General features: G+C 62.6%; 16 protein-coding genes. 11 read left to right on the top strand and 5 right to left on the bottom strand.

What is annotated here, in order from left to right; all coding sequences use genetic code 11:
• Nucleotides 1-8: 8 nt before the first annotated feature.
• The 4 genes from NKJ67_RS27720 to NKJ67_RS27735 form a co-directional block, all read right to left on the bottom strand.
• A complete protein-coding gene (locus NKJ67_RS27720; protein WP_352584370.1) occupies nucleotides 9-1,304 on the bottom strand; it encodes a CynX/NimT family MFS transporter in 1,296 nt (431 codons plus the stop codon).
• A complete protein-coding gene (locus NKJ67_RS27725; RefSeq protein WP_352584371.1) occupies nucleotides 1,301-1,978 on the bottom strand; it encodes a FadR/GntR family transcriptional regulator in 678 nt (225 codons plus the stop codon). Before NKJ67_RS27725 ends, NKJ67_RS27720 begins: the two co-directional genes overlap by 4 nt.
• A gap of 100 nt (nucleotides 1,979-2,078) precedes the next feature.
• Nucleotides 2,079-2,774, bottom strand: coding sequence for a 4Fe-4S dicluster domain-containing protein (locus NKJ67_RS27730; RefSeq protein WP_352584373.1), 696 nt, complete (start codon nucleotides 2,772-2,774; stop codon nucleotides 2,079-2,081).
• Nucleotides 2,775-2,863: 89 nt separating this feature from the next.
• Nucleotides 2,864-4,438, bottom strand: a complete 1,575-nt coding sequence (locus NKJ67_RS27735) for a trimethylamine methyltransferase family protein (protein ID WP_024501311.1) — start codon at nucleotides 4,436-4,438, stop codon at nucleotides 2,864-2,866.
• A 272-nt stretch (nucleotides 4,439-4,710) separates the two neighbouring features.
• Here NKJ67_RS27735 and NKJ67_RS27740 point away from each other — a divergent pair, with 272 nt between their 5' ends.
• A complete protein-coding gene (locus tag NKJ67_RS27740) occupies nucleotides 4,711-5,409 on the top strand; it encodes a cobalamin B12-binding domain-containing protein (protein WP_027029468.1) in 699 nt (232 codons plus the stop codon).
• Nucleotides 5,410-5,493: 84 nt separating this feature from the next.
• On the opposite strand, the gene NKJ67_RS27745 is transcribed toward NKJ67_RS27740, so the two are convergent.
• Complete coding sequence (locus NKJ67_RS27745; RefSeq protein WP_023812312.1) at nucleotides 5,494-5,634, bottom strand: entericidin A/B family lipoprotein; 141 nt, start codon at nucleotides 5,632-5,634, stop codon at nucleotides 5,494-5,496.
• A gap of 64 nt (nucleotides 5,635-5,698) precedes the next feature.
• Here NKJ67_RS27745 and NKJ67_RS27750 point away from each other — a divergent pair, with 64 nt between their 5' ends.
• The 10 genes from NKJ67_RS27750 (at nucleotide 5,699) to NKJ67_RS27795 (ending at nucleotide 14,826) form a co-directional block, all read left to right on the top strand.
• Complete coding sequence (locus tag NKJ67_RS27750; RefSeq protein ID WP_127317923.1) at nucleotides 5,699-6,328, top strand: DUF1638 domain-containing protein; 630 nt, start codon at nucleotides 5,699-5,701, stop codon at nucleotides 6,326-6,328.
• 115 nt (nucleotides 6,329-6,443) lie between these two features.
• A complete protein-coding gene (locus tag NKJ67_RS27755; protein ID WP_352584376.1) occupies nucleotides 6,444-7,019 on the top strand; it encodes a DUF4893 domain-containing protein in 576 nt (191 codons plus the stop codon).
• Between the two features lie 93 nt (nucleotides 7,020-7,112).
• Entirely contained in the window at nucleotides 7,113-7,892 is a 780-nt protein-coding gene (locus tag NKJ67_RS27760; protein ID WP_352584378.1) for a formyl transferase, read from the top strand.
• Nucleotides 7,893-8,095: 203 nt separating this feature from the next.
• Nucleotides 8,096-8,398 carry a virulence factor gene (locus NKJ67_RS27765; protein WP_352584380.1) on the top strand — a complete coding sequence of 101 codons (303 nt, stop codon included), beginning with the start codon at nucleotides 8,096-8,098 and terminating at the stop codon, nucleotides 8,396-8,398.
• On the top strand, nucleotides 8,391-9,029 hold the full coding sequence (locus NKJ67_RS27770; protein ID WP_127397519.1) for a methylenetetrahydrofolate reductase C-terminal domain-containing protein: 639 nt from the start codon (nucleotides 8,391-8,393) through the stop codon (nucleotides 9,027-9,029). The genes NKJ67_RS27765 and NKJ67_RS27770 overlap by 8 nt, the downstream gene beginning before the upstream one ends.
• Nucleotides 9,026-10,117 (top strand): methylenetetrahydrofolate reductase, encoded by a 1,092-nt coding sequence (locus NKJ67_RS27775; protein WP_013531168.1) that lies wholly within the window; start codon nucleotides 9,026-9,028, stop codon nucleotides 10,115-10,117. The genes NKJ67_RS27770 and NKJ67_RS27775 overlap by 4 nt, the downstream gene beginning before the upstream one ends.
• Before the next feature lie 81 nt (nucleotides 10,118-10,198).
• A complete protein-coding gene (locus NKJ67_RS27780) occupies nucleotides 10,199-11,173 on the top strand; it encodes a methyltetrahydrofolate cobalamin methyltransferase (RefSeq protein ID WP_057142966.1) in 975 nt (324 codons plus the stop codon).
• 9 nt (nucleotides 11,174-11,182) lie between these two features.
• Nucleotides 11,183-13,273: an ASKHA domain-containing protein gene (locus tag NKJ67_RS27785; RefSeq protein WP_352584383.1), complete on the top strand. Its 2,091-nt coding sequence runs from the start codon at nucleotides 11,183-11,185 to the stop codon at nucleotides 13,271-13,273.
• A gap of 188 nt (nucleotides 13,274-13,461) precedes the next feature.
• Entirely contained in the window at nucleotides 13,462-13,647 is a 186-nt protein-coding gene (locus tag NKJ67_RS27790; protein ID WP_027034747.1) for a hypothetical protein, read from the top strand.
• 231 nt (nucleotides 13,648-13,878) lie between these two features.
• Nucleotides 13,879-14,826, top strand: coding sequence for an alpha/beta hydrolase (locus NKJ67_RS27795; protein ID WP_352584385.1), 948 nt, complete (start codon nucleotides 13,879-13,881; stop codon nucleotides 14,824-14,826).
• Nucleotides 14,827-14,829 lie beyond the last annotated feature (3 nt).

Raw genomic sequence — 14,829 nt, forward strand, 5'->3', positions numbered from 1 at the left:
GCGTGACGCTATTGCTCGCCCTCGCGCACGGTCCGCGCGCCGACATGCAGCGCACGGCCGGCACCTAGCCCCATGATGGCTACGCCAAGCCCGAGCGCGACGAACAGGAACGCCGTCCCCGAAAAACTGCCGGTCCAGTCGCGGATCAGGCCCACCAGCAGCGGGCCGAATGCCGCAAGCACATAGCCGACGCCTTGCGCCATGCCTGAAAGATGCGCGGCGATATGCGAATCCGGTGAACGCAGCACGATCAAGCTCATGGCAGCCGCGATAAGGCCCCCCTGCCCGATGCCTTGCAGGACCGCCCAGAACAGCATCGTCGAGGTCGGCGCAAAGAGAATGCCGAGCAGCGCGACCACCGCCGTGGCGACGAGCGCCACATTGATGCCGCGCTGGTCCTTCAGCCGCATCGCAAAGGATGGCACGGCGAGGCAGGTGATGACCTGCACCATCACTGACACCGAAACCATGGCGCCAGCGGTGGCCGCATCGAAGCCACGCTCGCGCAGGATCGGCGCCAGCCAGCCGAAGATGCAATAGGCAAGCGCCGACTGCAGCCCCATGAACAGCGTCACCTGCCAGGCCAGGCGATCGCGCCAAAGCCCGACGGCGCGAAAGCCTTGATGGCTCACTTGCCGCCGGCTGCCCAGCGCCTGCGGAATCCAGATCAAAAGCACGACTAGTGTGGGCACCGCCCAGGCAGCGAGTGCCCCGGACCATGAACCGGTGACAAAATGCTCGATCGGCAGCGTGAAGCCCGCGGCGGCGGCCGAACCGGCGCAGAGCGCCATAGTGTAGAGCCCGGTCATGACGGCGGCCCTGTCGGCGAAATCGCGCTTCACCAGGCCTGGCAGCAGCACATTGCCGATGGCAATGGCGCCGCCGGCCAGGAAGGTCGCGACAAAAAGCAGGGGAACCGTACCGAACCAGCGCAGGCCGGTTCCCAGCACCAGCAAGGCGAGCGCCCCGAGCAAAGTGCGCTCGGCTCCATAGCGCTGCGCAAGCCTTGGCGCGAAGGGCGCGAACAGGCCGAGGCACAGGACGGGCAGCGTCGTCAGCAGGCTGGCGCCCGTCGTCGACAGCCCGGTTGCCTGCATCACCTCGGGCAACAGCACCGACAGGCTCGAAAACAGCGGCCGCAGACTGAAGGCGATCAGCACAAGGCTCGCGCCAAGCACGATGCGCGCCGCACGGCTGCGCAGTTCAGGCGGCTGCGGCATGGGCAGGCTGTCGGCCTCGGCATCGATGAGTTCTAGACCCTCGACCTCCGCCTTCGGGTCAGGCTGACGAAAACTCTGGTTCATTGCGAAAGCAGTCTTTCAAGTTGGGCAAGCACCGGCGCCATGAAGGCTCGGACGGCGGCAACGGCCCGCTCGGGATCGCTCGCGGCAATGGCTTCGACGATTGCCGCATGCGCCTGGTGGTCCGGTTCGGGCAGATCGCCGTCGATGGTGGCATGGATGGTCTCGGTGATGGCGGCGGTGAAGAAGTCGTAGAGCTCCATCATCGCCCTGTTGCCGGACGCCGCGACGACCGATTTGTGGAAGGCGAGATCGCGCCGGATGAAGGCTTCGCTTCCGCCTTCGGCGACAGTGCCGCGCGCGGCAAGCAGTTGCCGCATCCTCTCAAGATCCGCTGGCATATGACGCAAGGCGGCGAGCCGTGCGGCCTCGAGGTCCAGCGCTGCCCGCGCCTCCCACTGATCGCGCAGGCCGCTGCGCTTGACCCGGTCGAGCGCGACAGAAGTATCGACGGCAGAGCGCACATAGGTGCCCGAGCCTTGGCGCGTATCCAGCAATCCCTGCGAGACCAGCACCCGCACCGCCTCGCGCACCGTGCCGCGGCTGACCGACAGAAGGTCGGTCAGAGCTGCCTCGTTGGGGATACGCTCGCCGACACCCCAGCGGCCGCTGACGATTTCAGCCCGCAGGCTCTCGGTGGCGCTGTCGGTGAGATTGGTTCGGATAGCAGGTTGCATCAGCCTATTCATCAAGTCATCAGATGACTTGATGAATAGGCTTGCGTCTAACTGCCGTCAAGATGCGCGAAGCGAACGAGCACCACGCAATGGGAATGGATCAGTTGGTGGCTCGTGCGAAGCTCGCCATGTGGAAGGCCTGAACCTCCGGCGGATAGCGATACTCCGTGCCATAGGGGCACGCATTGCGGTCAAGGCAGCCGCCGCTGCGGCACGGCTCGCCACTCGCTCCCCGCACATGCGCCAGGCAGGATTGATAAGCGAATCCTTGCGCGGAATAGGCGTCGACCGGGCAGGATTTCAGGCAGGGTTTCTCGACGCAGCTATCGCAAAGATGAGGCGCCGCTTCGCCGGCTTGAATCGGAAGCTCGTCCTCGAACAGCAGCGCACCGCGATAGGCATGCCATAGCCCGTATTGCGGATGCATGAGGATGCCGAGCGGCGACGGCTTCAGTCCCTCCGCCCGCATCGCCCATTGCTGAAACGGCAGATAGGGCTTGTCGGAGGGCGAAACGGCCCGCGCCCCGAATGCCTCGGCCACGGCGCCGATCACTTCGCGCGACCACGTATCGAGCGGATTGGCGATGGTCTGCGATTGCTTGTCGAACCAGTGCAGGAAATGCGGCCAAGGCGCTGCACCCGCCTGCCCGACCAGCAAGACGGATTTGACGGGAGCACCTGAGAGGTCGGCAAACGGGGTTTCGCTCGCTCCGCACTTGAAGCCGCCGCGCAGGATTAGGCCTTTGGCCGAAAGCACGGTCGCGATATCCTCGACCCGGCGCCCCGCGGCAGTCATCCCTTCTTGACCGGATCGGAGAACGCGCTCCGCCAGACTTCCTTGTGGATGATGTTGGCGACTTTAGCCCCGCCTGATTCGGGCTCCTTTCAAGTGAAGGCGTCGGGCATCGACCCCTTCTTCTTGGCGATGAAGTCCTTCAACGCTTCGTCGATGCTCGGATCGAGATGCGGCGCCTCGTAGCTTTCCAGCCAGCGGCGGGCGAGTTCGTTGGCGCGCTGCGGCGCAGTCTTCTCACCTTCGGCCAGCCACTGCTCGTAGGAATTGTTGTCGGCGATGTTGGAGCGATAGAAGGCGGTCTGGAAATTGGCCTGGGTGTGGTCGCAGCCGAGATAGTGGCTGCCGGGGCCGACCTGGCGGATGGCGTCCATCGCCTGGCCGTTTTCCGACAGGTCGACACCCTCTGAGAATTTCTGCGTCATGCCGAGCTGGTCGATGTCCATCATGAATTTCTCGTAGCAGGACGCCAACCCGCCCTCGAGCCAACCGGCCGAATGCAGCACGAAATTGGTGCCGGCCAGGATGGTCGAGTTCAGCGTGTTGGCGCTTTCATAGGCCGCCTGAGCATCCGGAACCTTCGACGCGCAGAGCGAGCCGCCGGTGCGGAACGGCAGGCCGAGACGGCGCGCCAGCTGTGCGGCGCCATAAGACACCAGCGACGGCTCCGGCGTGCCGAAGGTCGGCGCGCCCGACTGCATCGAGATCGACGAGGCGAAGGTTCCGAACAGAACTGGCGCGCCCGGCCGGATCAGCTGCGTGAACGAGGCGCCGGCCAGCACTTCGGCCAGGACCTGCGTCAGCGTGCCGGCCACCGTCACCGGGCTCATCGCGCCGGCAAGGATGAACGGCGTGACGATGCAGGCCTGGTTGTGGCGCGCATAGACTTTCAGCGCGCCGAGCATGGTCTCGTCGAACACCATCGGCGAGTTGGCGTTGATCAGGCTGGTCAGCACCGTGTTGTTCTCGACGAAATCGTCGCCGAACACGATTTTGGCCATGGCGACGGTGTCTTCGGCGCGTTCCGGCGCGGTCACCGAGCCCATGAACGGCTTGTCGGAATATTTGATGTGGCTGTAGATCATGTCGAGATGGCGCTTGTTGACCGGCACGTCGACGGGCTCACACACCGTGCCGCCCGAATGGTGGATCGACGGCGCCATATAGGCGAGCTTCACGAAATTCTGGAAATCCTCGATCGTCGCATAACGCCTGACGCCATCGAGGTCACGCACGAAGGGCGGACCGTAGACCGGCGCAAAGACGGTGGCATTGCCGCCGATCTGCACCGAGCGCTCGGAATTGCGCGCATGTTGGGTGTAGACGGACGGCGCGGTCTTGAGCAGCGAACGGCACAGACCCTTCGGAAAGTGCACGCGCTCGCCCTTGACGTCGGCGCCGGCCTCTTTCCACAGTTGCAGCGCTTCCGCGTCATCACGGAAGATGATGCCGATTTCCTCGAGCACCGTGTCGGTGTTCTTCTCGATCAGCGCCAGGCCTTCCTCGTCCAGCACCTCGTAAACGTTGATCTTGCGTTTGATGTAGGTGAGCTGCGTACCCGGGCCACCGCCCGAACGTGCTGCCCGCCGGGCTGCTGCCCCGCCACTGGCGCCACGCCCACGTCGCGCGTTTGACGCTTCCTGATCGACTGCCGCGTGTTCGCTCATGGTGGTTCTTCCCTGAAACTGTTCTTGTCTGGAATCCATAGCGGCTGCCTCGCCGCTTCTTGCCAGATCGTAGCCATGCACCCTATTCGAAACGGCCCGCCAGCGCCAACGCCTGTCGCAAAATCGACAAGAATTCCAAGAGAGTTACGGTCGCTTTCCTTTTGCGGGAAGTCGCAAATCAGCTATGGATACATGCCCTCAGCGGGTTAGGTATGAACGCGAAGATGTGTGCCTTGCGACATGGTCGCGATGCCGGCAGGAGCTCGATACAAATGTCCGACGACGAGATCATCCTTTCCGAACTTTCCGATGACGAGTTGGTGCAGCAGATGCACGACGATCTCTATGACGGGCTGAAGGAAGAGATCGAGGAAGGCACCAACATCCTGCTCGAGCGCGGCTGGGTGCCCTATAAAGTGCTGACGGAAGCGCTGGTCGAAGGCATGCGCATCGTCGGCGAGGATTTTCGCGACGGCATCCTGTTCGTTCCCGAAGTGCTGCTGTCGGCCAATGCGATGAAGGCCGGCATGTTCATCCTGCGTCCGCTGCTCGCCGCCACCGGCGCGCCGAAGCAGGGCAAGATGGTCATCGGCACCGTCAAGGGCGACATCCACGACATCGGCAAGAACCTCGTCGGCATGATGATGGAAGGTGCTGGTTTCGACGTCATCGATCTCGGCATCAACAATGCGGTCGAGAAATATCTCGATGCGATCGAACAGCACCAGCCCGACATCATCGGCATGTCGGCACTGCTGACCACGACCATGCCCTATATGAAGGTCGTCATCGACACGATGAAGGAAAAGGGCATCCGCGACGATTATGTCGTGCTGGTCGGCGGCGCGCCGCTGAACGAGGAATTCGGCAAGGCCGTCGGCGCCGATGCCTATTGCCGCGACGCGGCAGTGGCGGTCGAGACCGCCAAGGACTTCATGAAGCGCAAGCACAATGTGCGCGCTTCGGCCTGATTGGCCATTTCGGCCGGACAACAGGAAAAGCCGCGCCTTGCAGCGCGGCTTTTTTGTTCCCAGATGAAGAAGGCCGGGTGCGGATCAGGGATTGTTGACGGTGTCCTCGACCGCATTGGCGGTTGATTTGACGTCCTTGCCGACGCCTCGGACGGTGTTCGCACAAGCCGTGAGGGCCAGGGCGCAGGTCAAGATGGCAATTGGCGTGATGCGTAGCAGTTTCATGGACGGTGTCTCCCTCAATAGATAAATTAGCGCTACAGCAACGAAGGCCGGCTCGACGGGTTCCATGGCCAAGACGCAAAAAACGAAACCGAATCAAGACGACAGGCTGCTCGTTATCGCCTGTGGGATGATTGCGCGCGAAATTCTGGCCGTCAAGGAACAGCTCGGACTGGATCACCTCGACCTGACCTGCCTGCCGGCAGAATTCCATTTCTATCCGGACCGCATCGCCCCGGCCATGGACAAGGCAATCGAAAAGGCTAAGGCCGAAGGCTACAGCAACATCTTCGTCGGCTATGCCGACTGCGGCACCGGCGGCCTGCTCGACCGCATCTGCGAGAAGCACGGCGTCGAGCGCATGGCGGGCCCGCACTGCTTTGCCTTCTATCAAGGCATGGAGGCCTATGCGAAAGTCGCCGACGACGACATGATGTCCTTCTACATGACCGACTTCCTCTGCCGGCAGTTCGACGCCTTCTTCATGAAACCGCTCGGCCTCGACAAGCACCCGGAGTTGATCAAGGACTATTTCGGCAACTACGAGAAGCTGATCTATCTGGCCCAGACCAATGATCCGGAACTCGACAAGGTCGCCGAAAAGGCAGCCAGAATGCTTGGTCTCGTCTATGAACGCCGCGCAACCGGCTATGGCGACCTGACGGCCGGAATGGCGCAGGCGGCTGCACACGCCTGAAGCAATTCCTGACCCCGCTATGCTCCAACCCTGGGTGACAGGCCGCCGAGAACGGGTAAGTTGTGCGCCATAAGGCAACAGGCCCTCCAGGCCATTCGAACGTGGAAACGCACCGATGACCCCTCGCCTCTTGATAGCCGCACTCGGTCTCCTCTGTTTCGCCCTGCCCGCTCATGCCGATGGCGACGTACAGAAACTCATCACCCCGGCCGACAAGAAGCGGCTCGACAATTATGGCGAGACGCGCAAGGCGGCGCTTGCCGAGGCGAAAGCTGGTGATGCGGCCGAGGTCAAGCAACTCGACGCCTTGCTGGCAAAACCGCTGGTGGCCTTTTCCGACAAGGACCTGACCGGCAGTTGGCGGTGCCGCACCATCAAGGCCGGCGGGTCTTTGCCGCTCGTCATCTATGGCTGGTTCAAGTGCAAGGTCACCGACGACGGTTCCGGCTGGCGGCTGGAAAAGATCAACGGCTCGCAGCGCACCAAGGGCCGCTTCTTCGATGATGGCGAGAAACGCGCGATCTATCTCGGCTCCTTCTATGTCAACGATGATCCGGCAAAGCCCTATGGCAGCGGCCCGCAAACCGACCAGGTCGGCTATGCCTTCCGCAACAGCGCCAAGGAATGGCGCATCGAATTTCCGGCGCCCTACTACGAATCGAAGCTCGATATCATCGAATTCAAGCGCTGACCGTGTATCGAAGGCTGATCACCAAGGATTAACCCGGACGCCCTAGCATCCCGACCATTATCAAGAACGGGTTGCTTGGAGGGGGCAAGATCCATGGCAGCATCAGAATCCAGTACGCGGATCGTGGTCGTCACCGGAGGCGGCCAGCATGTCTGGGCTATCGTCAACGCGATCACCGACCGCGTCGGCCCTGTCAGCGTCATCCTCGAAACGCCTGAATCCAAAAAGCAATTGCTTCGCGGCCGGGCTCGCCGCCAGGGCTGGATCTCCGCCATCGGCCAACTTGGCACGATGGTGCTCAGCAGACTGGGCAAACGGCTTCTCGCCAGCCATGCCGCCCGGCTGATTGCCGAGGAAAAGCTCGAGGTCGAGCCGCGGCGGGATCAGGAAATCATCCATGTCGCCTCAGCCAACGGGCCGGAATGCCTCGAAGCGATCAAGAAGATCCAGCCTGGCGTTGTCCTGCTTAATGGCTGCAGGCTGTTGTCGAAGGACATGCTTGCCCGGATGCCTTGCCCGGTGCTCAACTATCATGCCGGCATCACGCCGAAATACCGCGGCATGAACGGTGGCTACTGGGCGTTGACGTCAGGCGACCCGCAGAATTTCGGCACCACCGTGCATCTGGTCGATGCCGGCGTCGATACGGGCGCCGTGCTGAAACAGGTGCGCGGTCAACCGAAACGCGGCGACACCATCTCCAGCTACGCGTTGCGCCAGGCCGCGTTCTCGCGCGACATCTGCGTCGAGGCGGTCAGCGATGTTCTGGCCGGAAAAATCACCACCGTCGACCCCGGCCTGCCATCGCAGCAATGGTATCACCCGACGATCTGGTTCTACGTCTGGACTGGCCTGAGAACCGGCATCTGGTAACGCGTTCCTCGTCAAGATCCGCATGCCGTGCGCCGGCTTTTCCGACGCGTCATACCGGGCGCCGGCAGACGCCGGAAACGAATAATCACACCTTTCATTTTACGACATCCAAATGCGTCGCTTTTGAATGCGCGCGCGTCGTCCCATAACAAGCGGCCCCACTGCGCTTCCGGCAATGCTCGCAGAACGAGGAGTGAGAATTCATGGCCGATCTGATCGTCGTCTACTGGCGCGACATCCCAGCCCAAATCATCGTCAAGAAGGGCCGGCAGAACGCCAAGCGCGAACTGCCGCTGCGCTTCACCGAAGCGATCGACATGTGCGCGATGCGCACTCACGCCGGCGGCACCGACGATTATCTGGCCGAATGGCGCAAGGCCGATCCCGTCCCGGTCGGCGATGACCTCGAAGCCGAGGTCGAGAAGGCATTCAACGATATCGACACGAAATACGACCGCGAGCGGCTGGTCGCCCTGGTCAAGGCAGGCGGCAAAGAAAATGTCTGAAACCATTCCTGCCAAGGATGGCCAAAGGGTTGTCCAGCCGGTTACCCAGGCCACTCTGGTCAAAAAGGCAGCGCCGAAATCCGACTACAAGCCGGCCGACGTATCGCCGCAGCGGCGCGTGCAGCGTTCCTTTGCGGTCAGATTATGGTCTGTGCGGCACTCGCGATTACTCGAATGGTTCTACGCCAAATTCGCCGACATGTTCCTGCTCCTCCATCCCTTGTGGAAGGGCATAGGTTACGGCCGCGTCGAAGGGCCGATCAAATTCGTCGAGAAGCGCGTCAAGGGCTTCATGTTCGACTGCCGCATGTGCGGCCAGTGCATATTGTCCTCGACCGGCATGTCCTGCCCGATGAATTGCCCCAAGCAATTGCGCAACGGTCCTTGCGGCGGCGTCCGCGCCAACGGCAATTGCGAGGTCGAGCCCGATATGCCCTGCGTCTGGGTCAAGGCCTGGGAAGGCTCGCAGAACATGGTGCACAGCGACAGGATCCTGACCGTGCAGAAGCCGGTCGACCAGTCGCTGCGCGAAACCTCGGCCTGGCTGCGGGTGACCGCACAGGCGGCCACCGCACGAGAAGCGGCCGCTGCCGCCAAGAATGAGACGGCAAACACCGGGGCGTCGGCATGATCGGCCGCCAGCGCGACGAGAACCCGGCCGGCATCCACCTGCCGCTCGAACCCCTGCCCGGCCACACTTCGCGCGGCCGGCTGGAGCGCGTCCTGCGGCGCGGCGAGTTCGCCGTCACCACCGAGCTCAACCCGCCCGACAGCGCCGATCCGGAAGACGTCTATAACCGCGCCAAGATCTTCGACGGCTGGGTCGATGCCATCAACGCCGTCGACGCCTCGGGCGCCAATTGCCACATGTCGTCGGTCGGTATCTGCGCGCTTTTGACCCGCATGGGCTATGCGCCGATCATGCAGATCGCCTGCCGCGACAAGAACCGCATCGCCATCCAGGGCGACGTGCTGGGCGGGGCCGCGATGGGCGTCGCCAACATGCTGTGCCTGACCGGAGACGGTGTGCAGGCCGGCGACCAGCCCGGCGCCAAGCCGGTGTTCGACCTCGACTGCATGTCACTGTTGGAAACCTGCCGCATCATGCGCGACAATGGCAAGTTCCTGTCCGGCCGCAAGCTGACGACGCCGCCGCAGCTTTTCCTCGGAGCCGCGATCAACCCATTCGCGCCGCCGATCGACTTCCGGCCGCATCGGCTGGGCAAGAAGATCGCCGCCGGCGCGCAATTCGTGCAGAGCCAGTATTGCTTCGACGTGCCGATGTTCCGCACCTACATGCAAAAGGTGCGCGACCTCGGCTACACCGAAAAATGCTTCATCCTGGTTGGCGTCGGGCCGCTGGCCTCGGCCAAAACGGCCAAGTGGATCCGCTCGAACGTGCCGGGCATCCATATTCCCGATTCTGTCATCAAGCGGCTGGAAGGCGCCCAGGACCAGAAAAAGGAAGGCAAGCAGCTCTGCATCGACATCATCAACGAGGTGAAGGAAATATCAGGCGTTTCCGGCGTCCATGTGATGGCCTACCGGCAGGAGGAATATGTCGCCGAGATCGTCGATGAATCGGGCGTGCTGAAGGGCCGCCAACCATGGAAACGTGAGATCCGCCGCGACGATCAGCTTGTCGCCGACCGGCTCGACAGCATCTTGCACGACGACATTACCGAAACGCAGGTGGACATGGTGAAGACCGCGCACTGACGGCGCGGACGGCCACCCATTCGCTTGAACGAAACCAGACAACGATATAAAGAAATCTTTATATCACGGCGGAGAGAATTCATGACCCGTACCATCGTCGCCTCGGCGACACGAGAAATCATCATCGGCTTCGACCAGCCGTTCTGCGTGATCGGTGAACGCATCAACCCGACCGGCCGCAAGAAGCTGGCCGCCGAGATGATCGCGGGCAATTTCGAGACCGTCATCAGGGACGCGCTCGAGCAGGCAGCCTGTGGCGCCACCATGCTCGACGTCAACGCCGGCGTCACCTCGGTCAATCCGAACGAGACCGAACCCGGCCTTTTGGTGCAGACGCTGGAGATCGTGCAAGGGCTGGTCGACCTGCCGCTGTCGATCGACAGTTCCGTCACCGCCGCGATCGAAGCCGCTCTCAAGGTCGCCAAGGGCCGCCCGCTGGTCAACTCCGTCACCGGCGAGGAAGAAAAGCTCGAAGCCATCCTGCCGCTGGTCAAGAAATACAACGTGCCTGTCGTCGCCATCTCCAACGACGAGACCGGCATTTCCATGGATCCGGACGTGCGCTTCGCCGTCGCCAAGAAGATCGTGCAGCGCTGCGCCGATTTCGGCATTCCGGCGCATGACGTCGTCGTCGATCCGCTGGTGATGCCGATCGGCGCGCTCGGCGATGCCGGCCGCCAGGTGTTCGCGCTGCTGCGCCGCCTGCGCGAAGAGCTCAAGGTCAACACCACTTGCGGCCTGTCCAACATCTCGTTTGGCCTGCCGCATCGCCACGGCATCAACGCCGCCTTCATCCCGATGGTGATCGGCGCCGGCATGACCTCGGCCATCATGAACCCGGTGCGTCCGCAGGAAATGGAAGCCGTGCGCGGCGCCAATGTGCTGAACGGCACCGACGAGAACTGCACAAACTGGATCCGCACCTACAAGGATTACAAGCCGGCCGAAGGCGGCCAGGCGGTCGCCGCCCCGACGCAGGTCAATGCTCCGGGTGATGGTGCTAGCAATGGAGGTCGCCGCCGTGGCGGCCGTGAAGCCCGGATGGGCCGAGGATAAGCGCGCAACGTGAATTCACCTGCAAACATCACCGACCCGCTCGTGCTGTTCATGCCGTCGGGCAAGCGCGGGCGCTTTCCTGTTGGAACGCCGGTGCTCGACGCCGCGCGCCAGCTTGGCGTCTATGTCGAAAGCGTATGCGGCGGACGCGCCACCTGTGGACGCTGCCAGATCGAAGTGCAGGAAGGCAATTTCGCCAAGCACAAGATCACCTCCTCCAACGACCACATCACGCCCAAGGGCGCCAAGGAAGAGCGCTATGAGCGCGTCCGCGGCCTGCCGGAACGGCGCCGCCTCTCCTGCTCGGCGCAGATCCTCGGCGACCTCGTCATCGATGTGCCGCAGGATACGGTCATCAACGCGCAGACCATCCGCAAGGATGCCGACACCAGGGTCATCGCCCGCGATGCAGCGATCCGCATGTGCTATGTCGAGATCGAAGAACCCGACATGCACAAGCCTCTTGGCGATCTCGACCGGCTGAAGATCGCGCTGATGCACGACTGGGGCCTGAAAAGCCTTGATTTCGATTTTCATCTGCTGCCGCAGGTGCAAGGCATCCTGCGCAAGGGCAACTGGACCGCGACCGCCGCCATCTACAAGGATGCCGATTCGGAGACCGCGCGCGTCGTAGCACTTTGGCCCGGCCTCAAGAACGAAGCCTATGGGCTGGCTTGCGACATCGGCTCGACCACCATTGCCATGCATCTGGTGTCGCTGCTGTCGGGCCGCGTCGCCGCCTCGTCGGGCACCTCGAACCCGCAGATCCGCTTCGGCGAGGACCTGATGAGCCGCGTCTCCTATGTGATGATGAATCCTGACGGCCGCGAAGGCATGACGGTCGCCGTGCGTGAGGCCATCTCGGGTCTCGTCGACAAGGTCTGCGCCGAAGGCAATGTGCAGCGCAACGACATCCTGGACAGCGTCTTCGTCGGCAATCCGATCATGCACCATCTGTTCCTCGGCATCGATCCGACCGAGCTTGGCGGCGCCCCCTTCGCGCTCGCCGTTTCGGGCGCTGTGCATATCAAGGCATCCGACATCGGCCTGAAGCTCAACCAGGGCGCCAGGCTCTACATGCTGCCTTGCATCGCCGGCCATGTCGGAGCGGACGCGGCGGCCGTCACGCTGTCGGAAGGCCCGCATCGCCAGGACGAGATGATGCTTATCGTCGATGTCGGCACCAATGCCGAGATCGTGCTCGGCAATCGTGCGCGGGTCGTGGCCGCTTCTTCGCCCACCGGCCCTGCCTTCGAGGGTGCCGAAATCTCAGGCGGCCAGCGCGCGGCACCCGGCGCCATCGAGCGCGTGCGCATCGATCCCGATACGCTTGAACCAAAATACCGCGTCATCGGCTCTGAGCTGTGGTCCGACGAACCGGGCTTCCTGGAAAGCGTCCAGGCAACCGGCGTCACCGGCATCTGCGGTTCCGGCATCATCGAAGTGGTGGCCGAGATGTATCTCGCCGGCATCATTTCCGAGGACGGCGTCATCGACGGCGGGCTTTCGGCCCGTTCGCCGCGCGTCACCGCCAATGGCCGCACCTTCTCCTACGTGCTGAAGGAGGGCTCCGCCGCATTGACGGAAGATGGGCCGAAGATCACCATCACCCAGACCGACGTGCGCGCCATTCAGCTTGCCAAGGCAGCGCTTTATGCCGGGACCAAGCTGTTGATGGAAAAGCAGAACACCGAGCATGTCGACCGCATCCATTTCGCCGGTGCCTTCGGCTCCTTCATCGATCCGAAATACGCCATGGTGCTGGGCCTGATCCCGGATTGCGACCTCGACAAGGTTTCCGCGGTCGGCAACGCCGCCGGCGCCGGCGCGCGCATGGCGCTGCTCAACCGCGGCTATCGCCGCGAGATCGAGGACACGGTCAGCAAGATCGAAAAGATCGAGACGGCGCTGGAACCGAAATTCCAGGAGCATTTCGTCTACGCCATGGCGCTGCCCAACAAGGTCGATCCGTTCCCGAAACTGTCGGCGGCGGTGAAACTGCCGCCGCGCAAGACGGTCAGCGAGGACGGCCTTGCCGGCGACGCCGCTCCGCGACGGCGTTCGCGCGAAGGCCACGCCGCCAGGCGTGGACGGGAATAAGCGGCCGCGCCCAGGCCACCGCCTTTCCAAACTCATTTGCATGCAAATGTTTCCGGATCGCTTGATCCGGAAACCAAAGCGCTGTTTTCGTGAAATTCGCCAGATACATGGCAGGCGCATTCAACCGGCATCGAACGGCAGGCAGGAAATATCCTTTCAGCCGCCGCAACGCTCCAGAGGAGACGACGATGTCGATGCTCGAAAGCCTCGGCCGCTATGGCGCGGCCATCAAGAATGCTCACGACCGCAGCAAGGCGCGGCGCCTGTTGAACAGCCTGCCGCCCGAAATCCAGAAGGATATCGGCTGGCCGGTATCGCCGCGATCCAGCGAAAAGGCAGCACTCATCAATACCATCTGGAGCGCCGCGCGCTGATGACCTTCGCCGAGAAATGCAAATTGCTCGGCCTGCGCCGGGGATCTCGCGTGTCCCCGGCGACCACCAGCAACCGGCTGCGTGCCGCACTTTTGCCGCGCCGCTGAGCACCGGGGCGCGGATCACACCGCCGTGTAGACGCGGGCGTGAATCTTGACATTTTCAGCCACGGCACAATCTTCCGAATAGGGGGTTCTCTTAGTCGGCTTTGGCCGAAGTTCGTGTATCCGCATGCCAAGTTTGAAAAGCCATGTCGTTTCTTTTGTCCTGCGGCACAGCCGTAAGCAGGCATTTGCCAGTCCGGAAAATCTGCAGCGCTGGATCGCGGCCGCGCGCAAGACCGAGAACCACCAACCCCCTGCCTCGCTGCATCAGCGTCTCGACATCCAGACACACACCGTAGATGGCTTTCCGGTCTACGAAATCGCTCCCAGAGACGGCGAGCAGAAGCGGATTCTCTACTTGCACGGCGGCGCCTATGTCTTTGAGATCACGCCCTATCATTGGCACTTGATCGCCGAGATGGCGGATCGGCTGGGCTACGGCATCACTGTCCCGATCTATCCAATCGCCCCCGAACACGATTTCCACGCCATGTTCGGCATGGTTGGCGACGTGTACCGGCAGATGCTCGACGAGACAGAGGCTGAGGACATTGTGTTCATGGGTGATTCCGCCGGCGGCAACATGGCCGTGGTGCTGACCATGATGGCCGCCGAAGAAGGACTGCCCCTGCCGTCGCGGCATGTGCTCATTTCGCCGGGTCTAGACGTGTCGCTCACCAATCCCGCAGTGTTCGAGGCGGAACGCAACGACCCTTGGCTGGGCATAGCTGGCGGACGAGAGGCAATTCGTTTGTACAGTGCCGGCATCGATTCCAGCGACTGGCATATCAGCCCGGTCTATGGAGATCTGTCAGTGCTGCCAAGAACACTGCTTTTGACCGGCTCGCGCGATCTGTTGACTCCCGACAATCTGATCTTCGCCGAAAAAGCCCGCGCCGCCGGCGTTGAAATCGATCTCGTCTATGAGGAAGGCATGTTCCACGTCTGGCCGCTGATCGACATGCCGGAAGCGCGGCGCGCCCGCGAGCGCATCGTCGCGTTTCTCGGAGAGAGCCGGATCGTGCAAGATACGAGAGTAAGGCATGAACAGCGCCCCGCCGAAGCGGCGGAGTAGCTC

It is taken from the genome of Mesorhizobium sp. M0088 (assembly GCF_040322895.1).
In the GTDB taxonomy this organism is placed as follows: Bacteria; Pseudomonadota; Alphaproteobacteria; order Rhizobiales; family Rhizobiaceae; genus Mesorhizobium.

Bases quoted from the DNA above. Each gene is read 5' to 3' on its own strand.
- NKJ67_RS27770 (WP_127397519.1), top strand. From the start codon at position 8,391: ATGTCTGAAACCATTCCTGCCAAGGATGGCCAAAGGGTTGTCCAGCCG.
- NKJ67_RS27750 (WP_127317923.1), top strand. From the start codon at position 5,699: ATGGCCAAGACGCAAAAAACGAAACCGAATCAAGACGACAGGCTGCTC.
- NKJ67_RS27730 (WP_352584373.1), bottom strand. From the start codon at position 2,774: ATGACTGCCGCGGGGCGCCGGGTCGAGGATATCGCGACCGTGCTTTCG.
- NKJ67_RS27755 (WP_352584376.1), top strand. From the start codon at position 6,444: ATGACCCCTCGCCTCTTGATAGCCGCACTCGGTCTCCTCTGTTTCGCC.
- NKJ67_RS27790 (WP_027034747.1), top strand. From the start codon at position 13,462: ATGTCGATGCTCGAAAGCCTCGGCCGCTATGGCGCGGCCATCAAGAAT.
- NKJ67_RS27725 (WP_352584371.1), bottom strand. From the start codon at position 1,978: ATGCAACCTGCTATCCGAACCAATCTCACCGACAGCGCCACCGAGAGC.
- NKJ67_RS27735 (WP_024501311.1), bottom strand. From the start codon at position 4,438: ATGAGCGAACACGCGGCAGTCGATCAGGAAGCGTCAAACGCGCGACGT.
- NKJ67_RS27780 (WP_057142966.1), top strand. From the start codon at position 10,199: ATGACCCGTACCATCGTCGCCTCGGCGACACGAGAAATCATCATCGGC.
- NKJ67_RS27740 (WP_027029468.1), top strand. From the start codon at position 4,711: ATGTCCGACGACGAGATCATCCTTTCCGAACTTTCCGATGACGAGTTG.
- NKJ67_RS27720 (WP_352584370.1), bottom strand. From the start codon at position 1,304: ATGAACCAGAGTTTTCGTCAGCCTGACCCGAAGGCGGAGGTCGAGGGT.
- NKJ67_RS27760 (WP_352584378.1), top strand. From the start codon at position 7,113: ATGGCAGCATCAGAATCCAGTACGCGGATCGTGGTCGTCACCGGAGGC.
- NKJ67_RS27765 (WP_352584380.1), top strand. From the start codon at position 8,096: ATGGCCGATCTGATCGTCGTCTACTGGCGCGACATCCCAGCCCAAATC.
- NKJ67_RS27775 (WP_013531168.1), top strand. From the start codon at position 9,026: ATGATCGGCCGCCAGCGCGACGAGAACCCGGCCGGCATCCACCTGCCG.
- NKJ67_RS27745 (WP_023812312.1), bottom strand. From the start codon at position 5,634: ATGAAACTGCTACGCATCACGCCAATTGCCATCTTGACCTGCGCCCTG.
- NKJ67_RS27795 (WP_352584385.1), top strand. From the start codon at position 13,879: ATGCCAAGTTTGAAAAGCCATGTCGTTTCTTTTGTCCTGCGGCACAGC.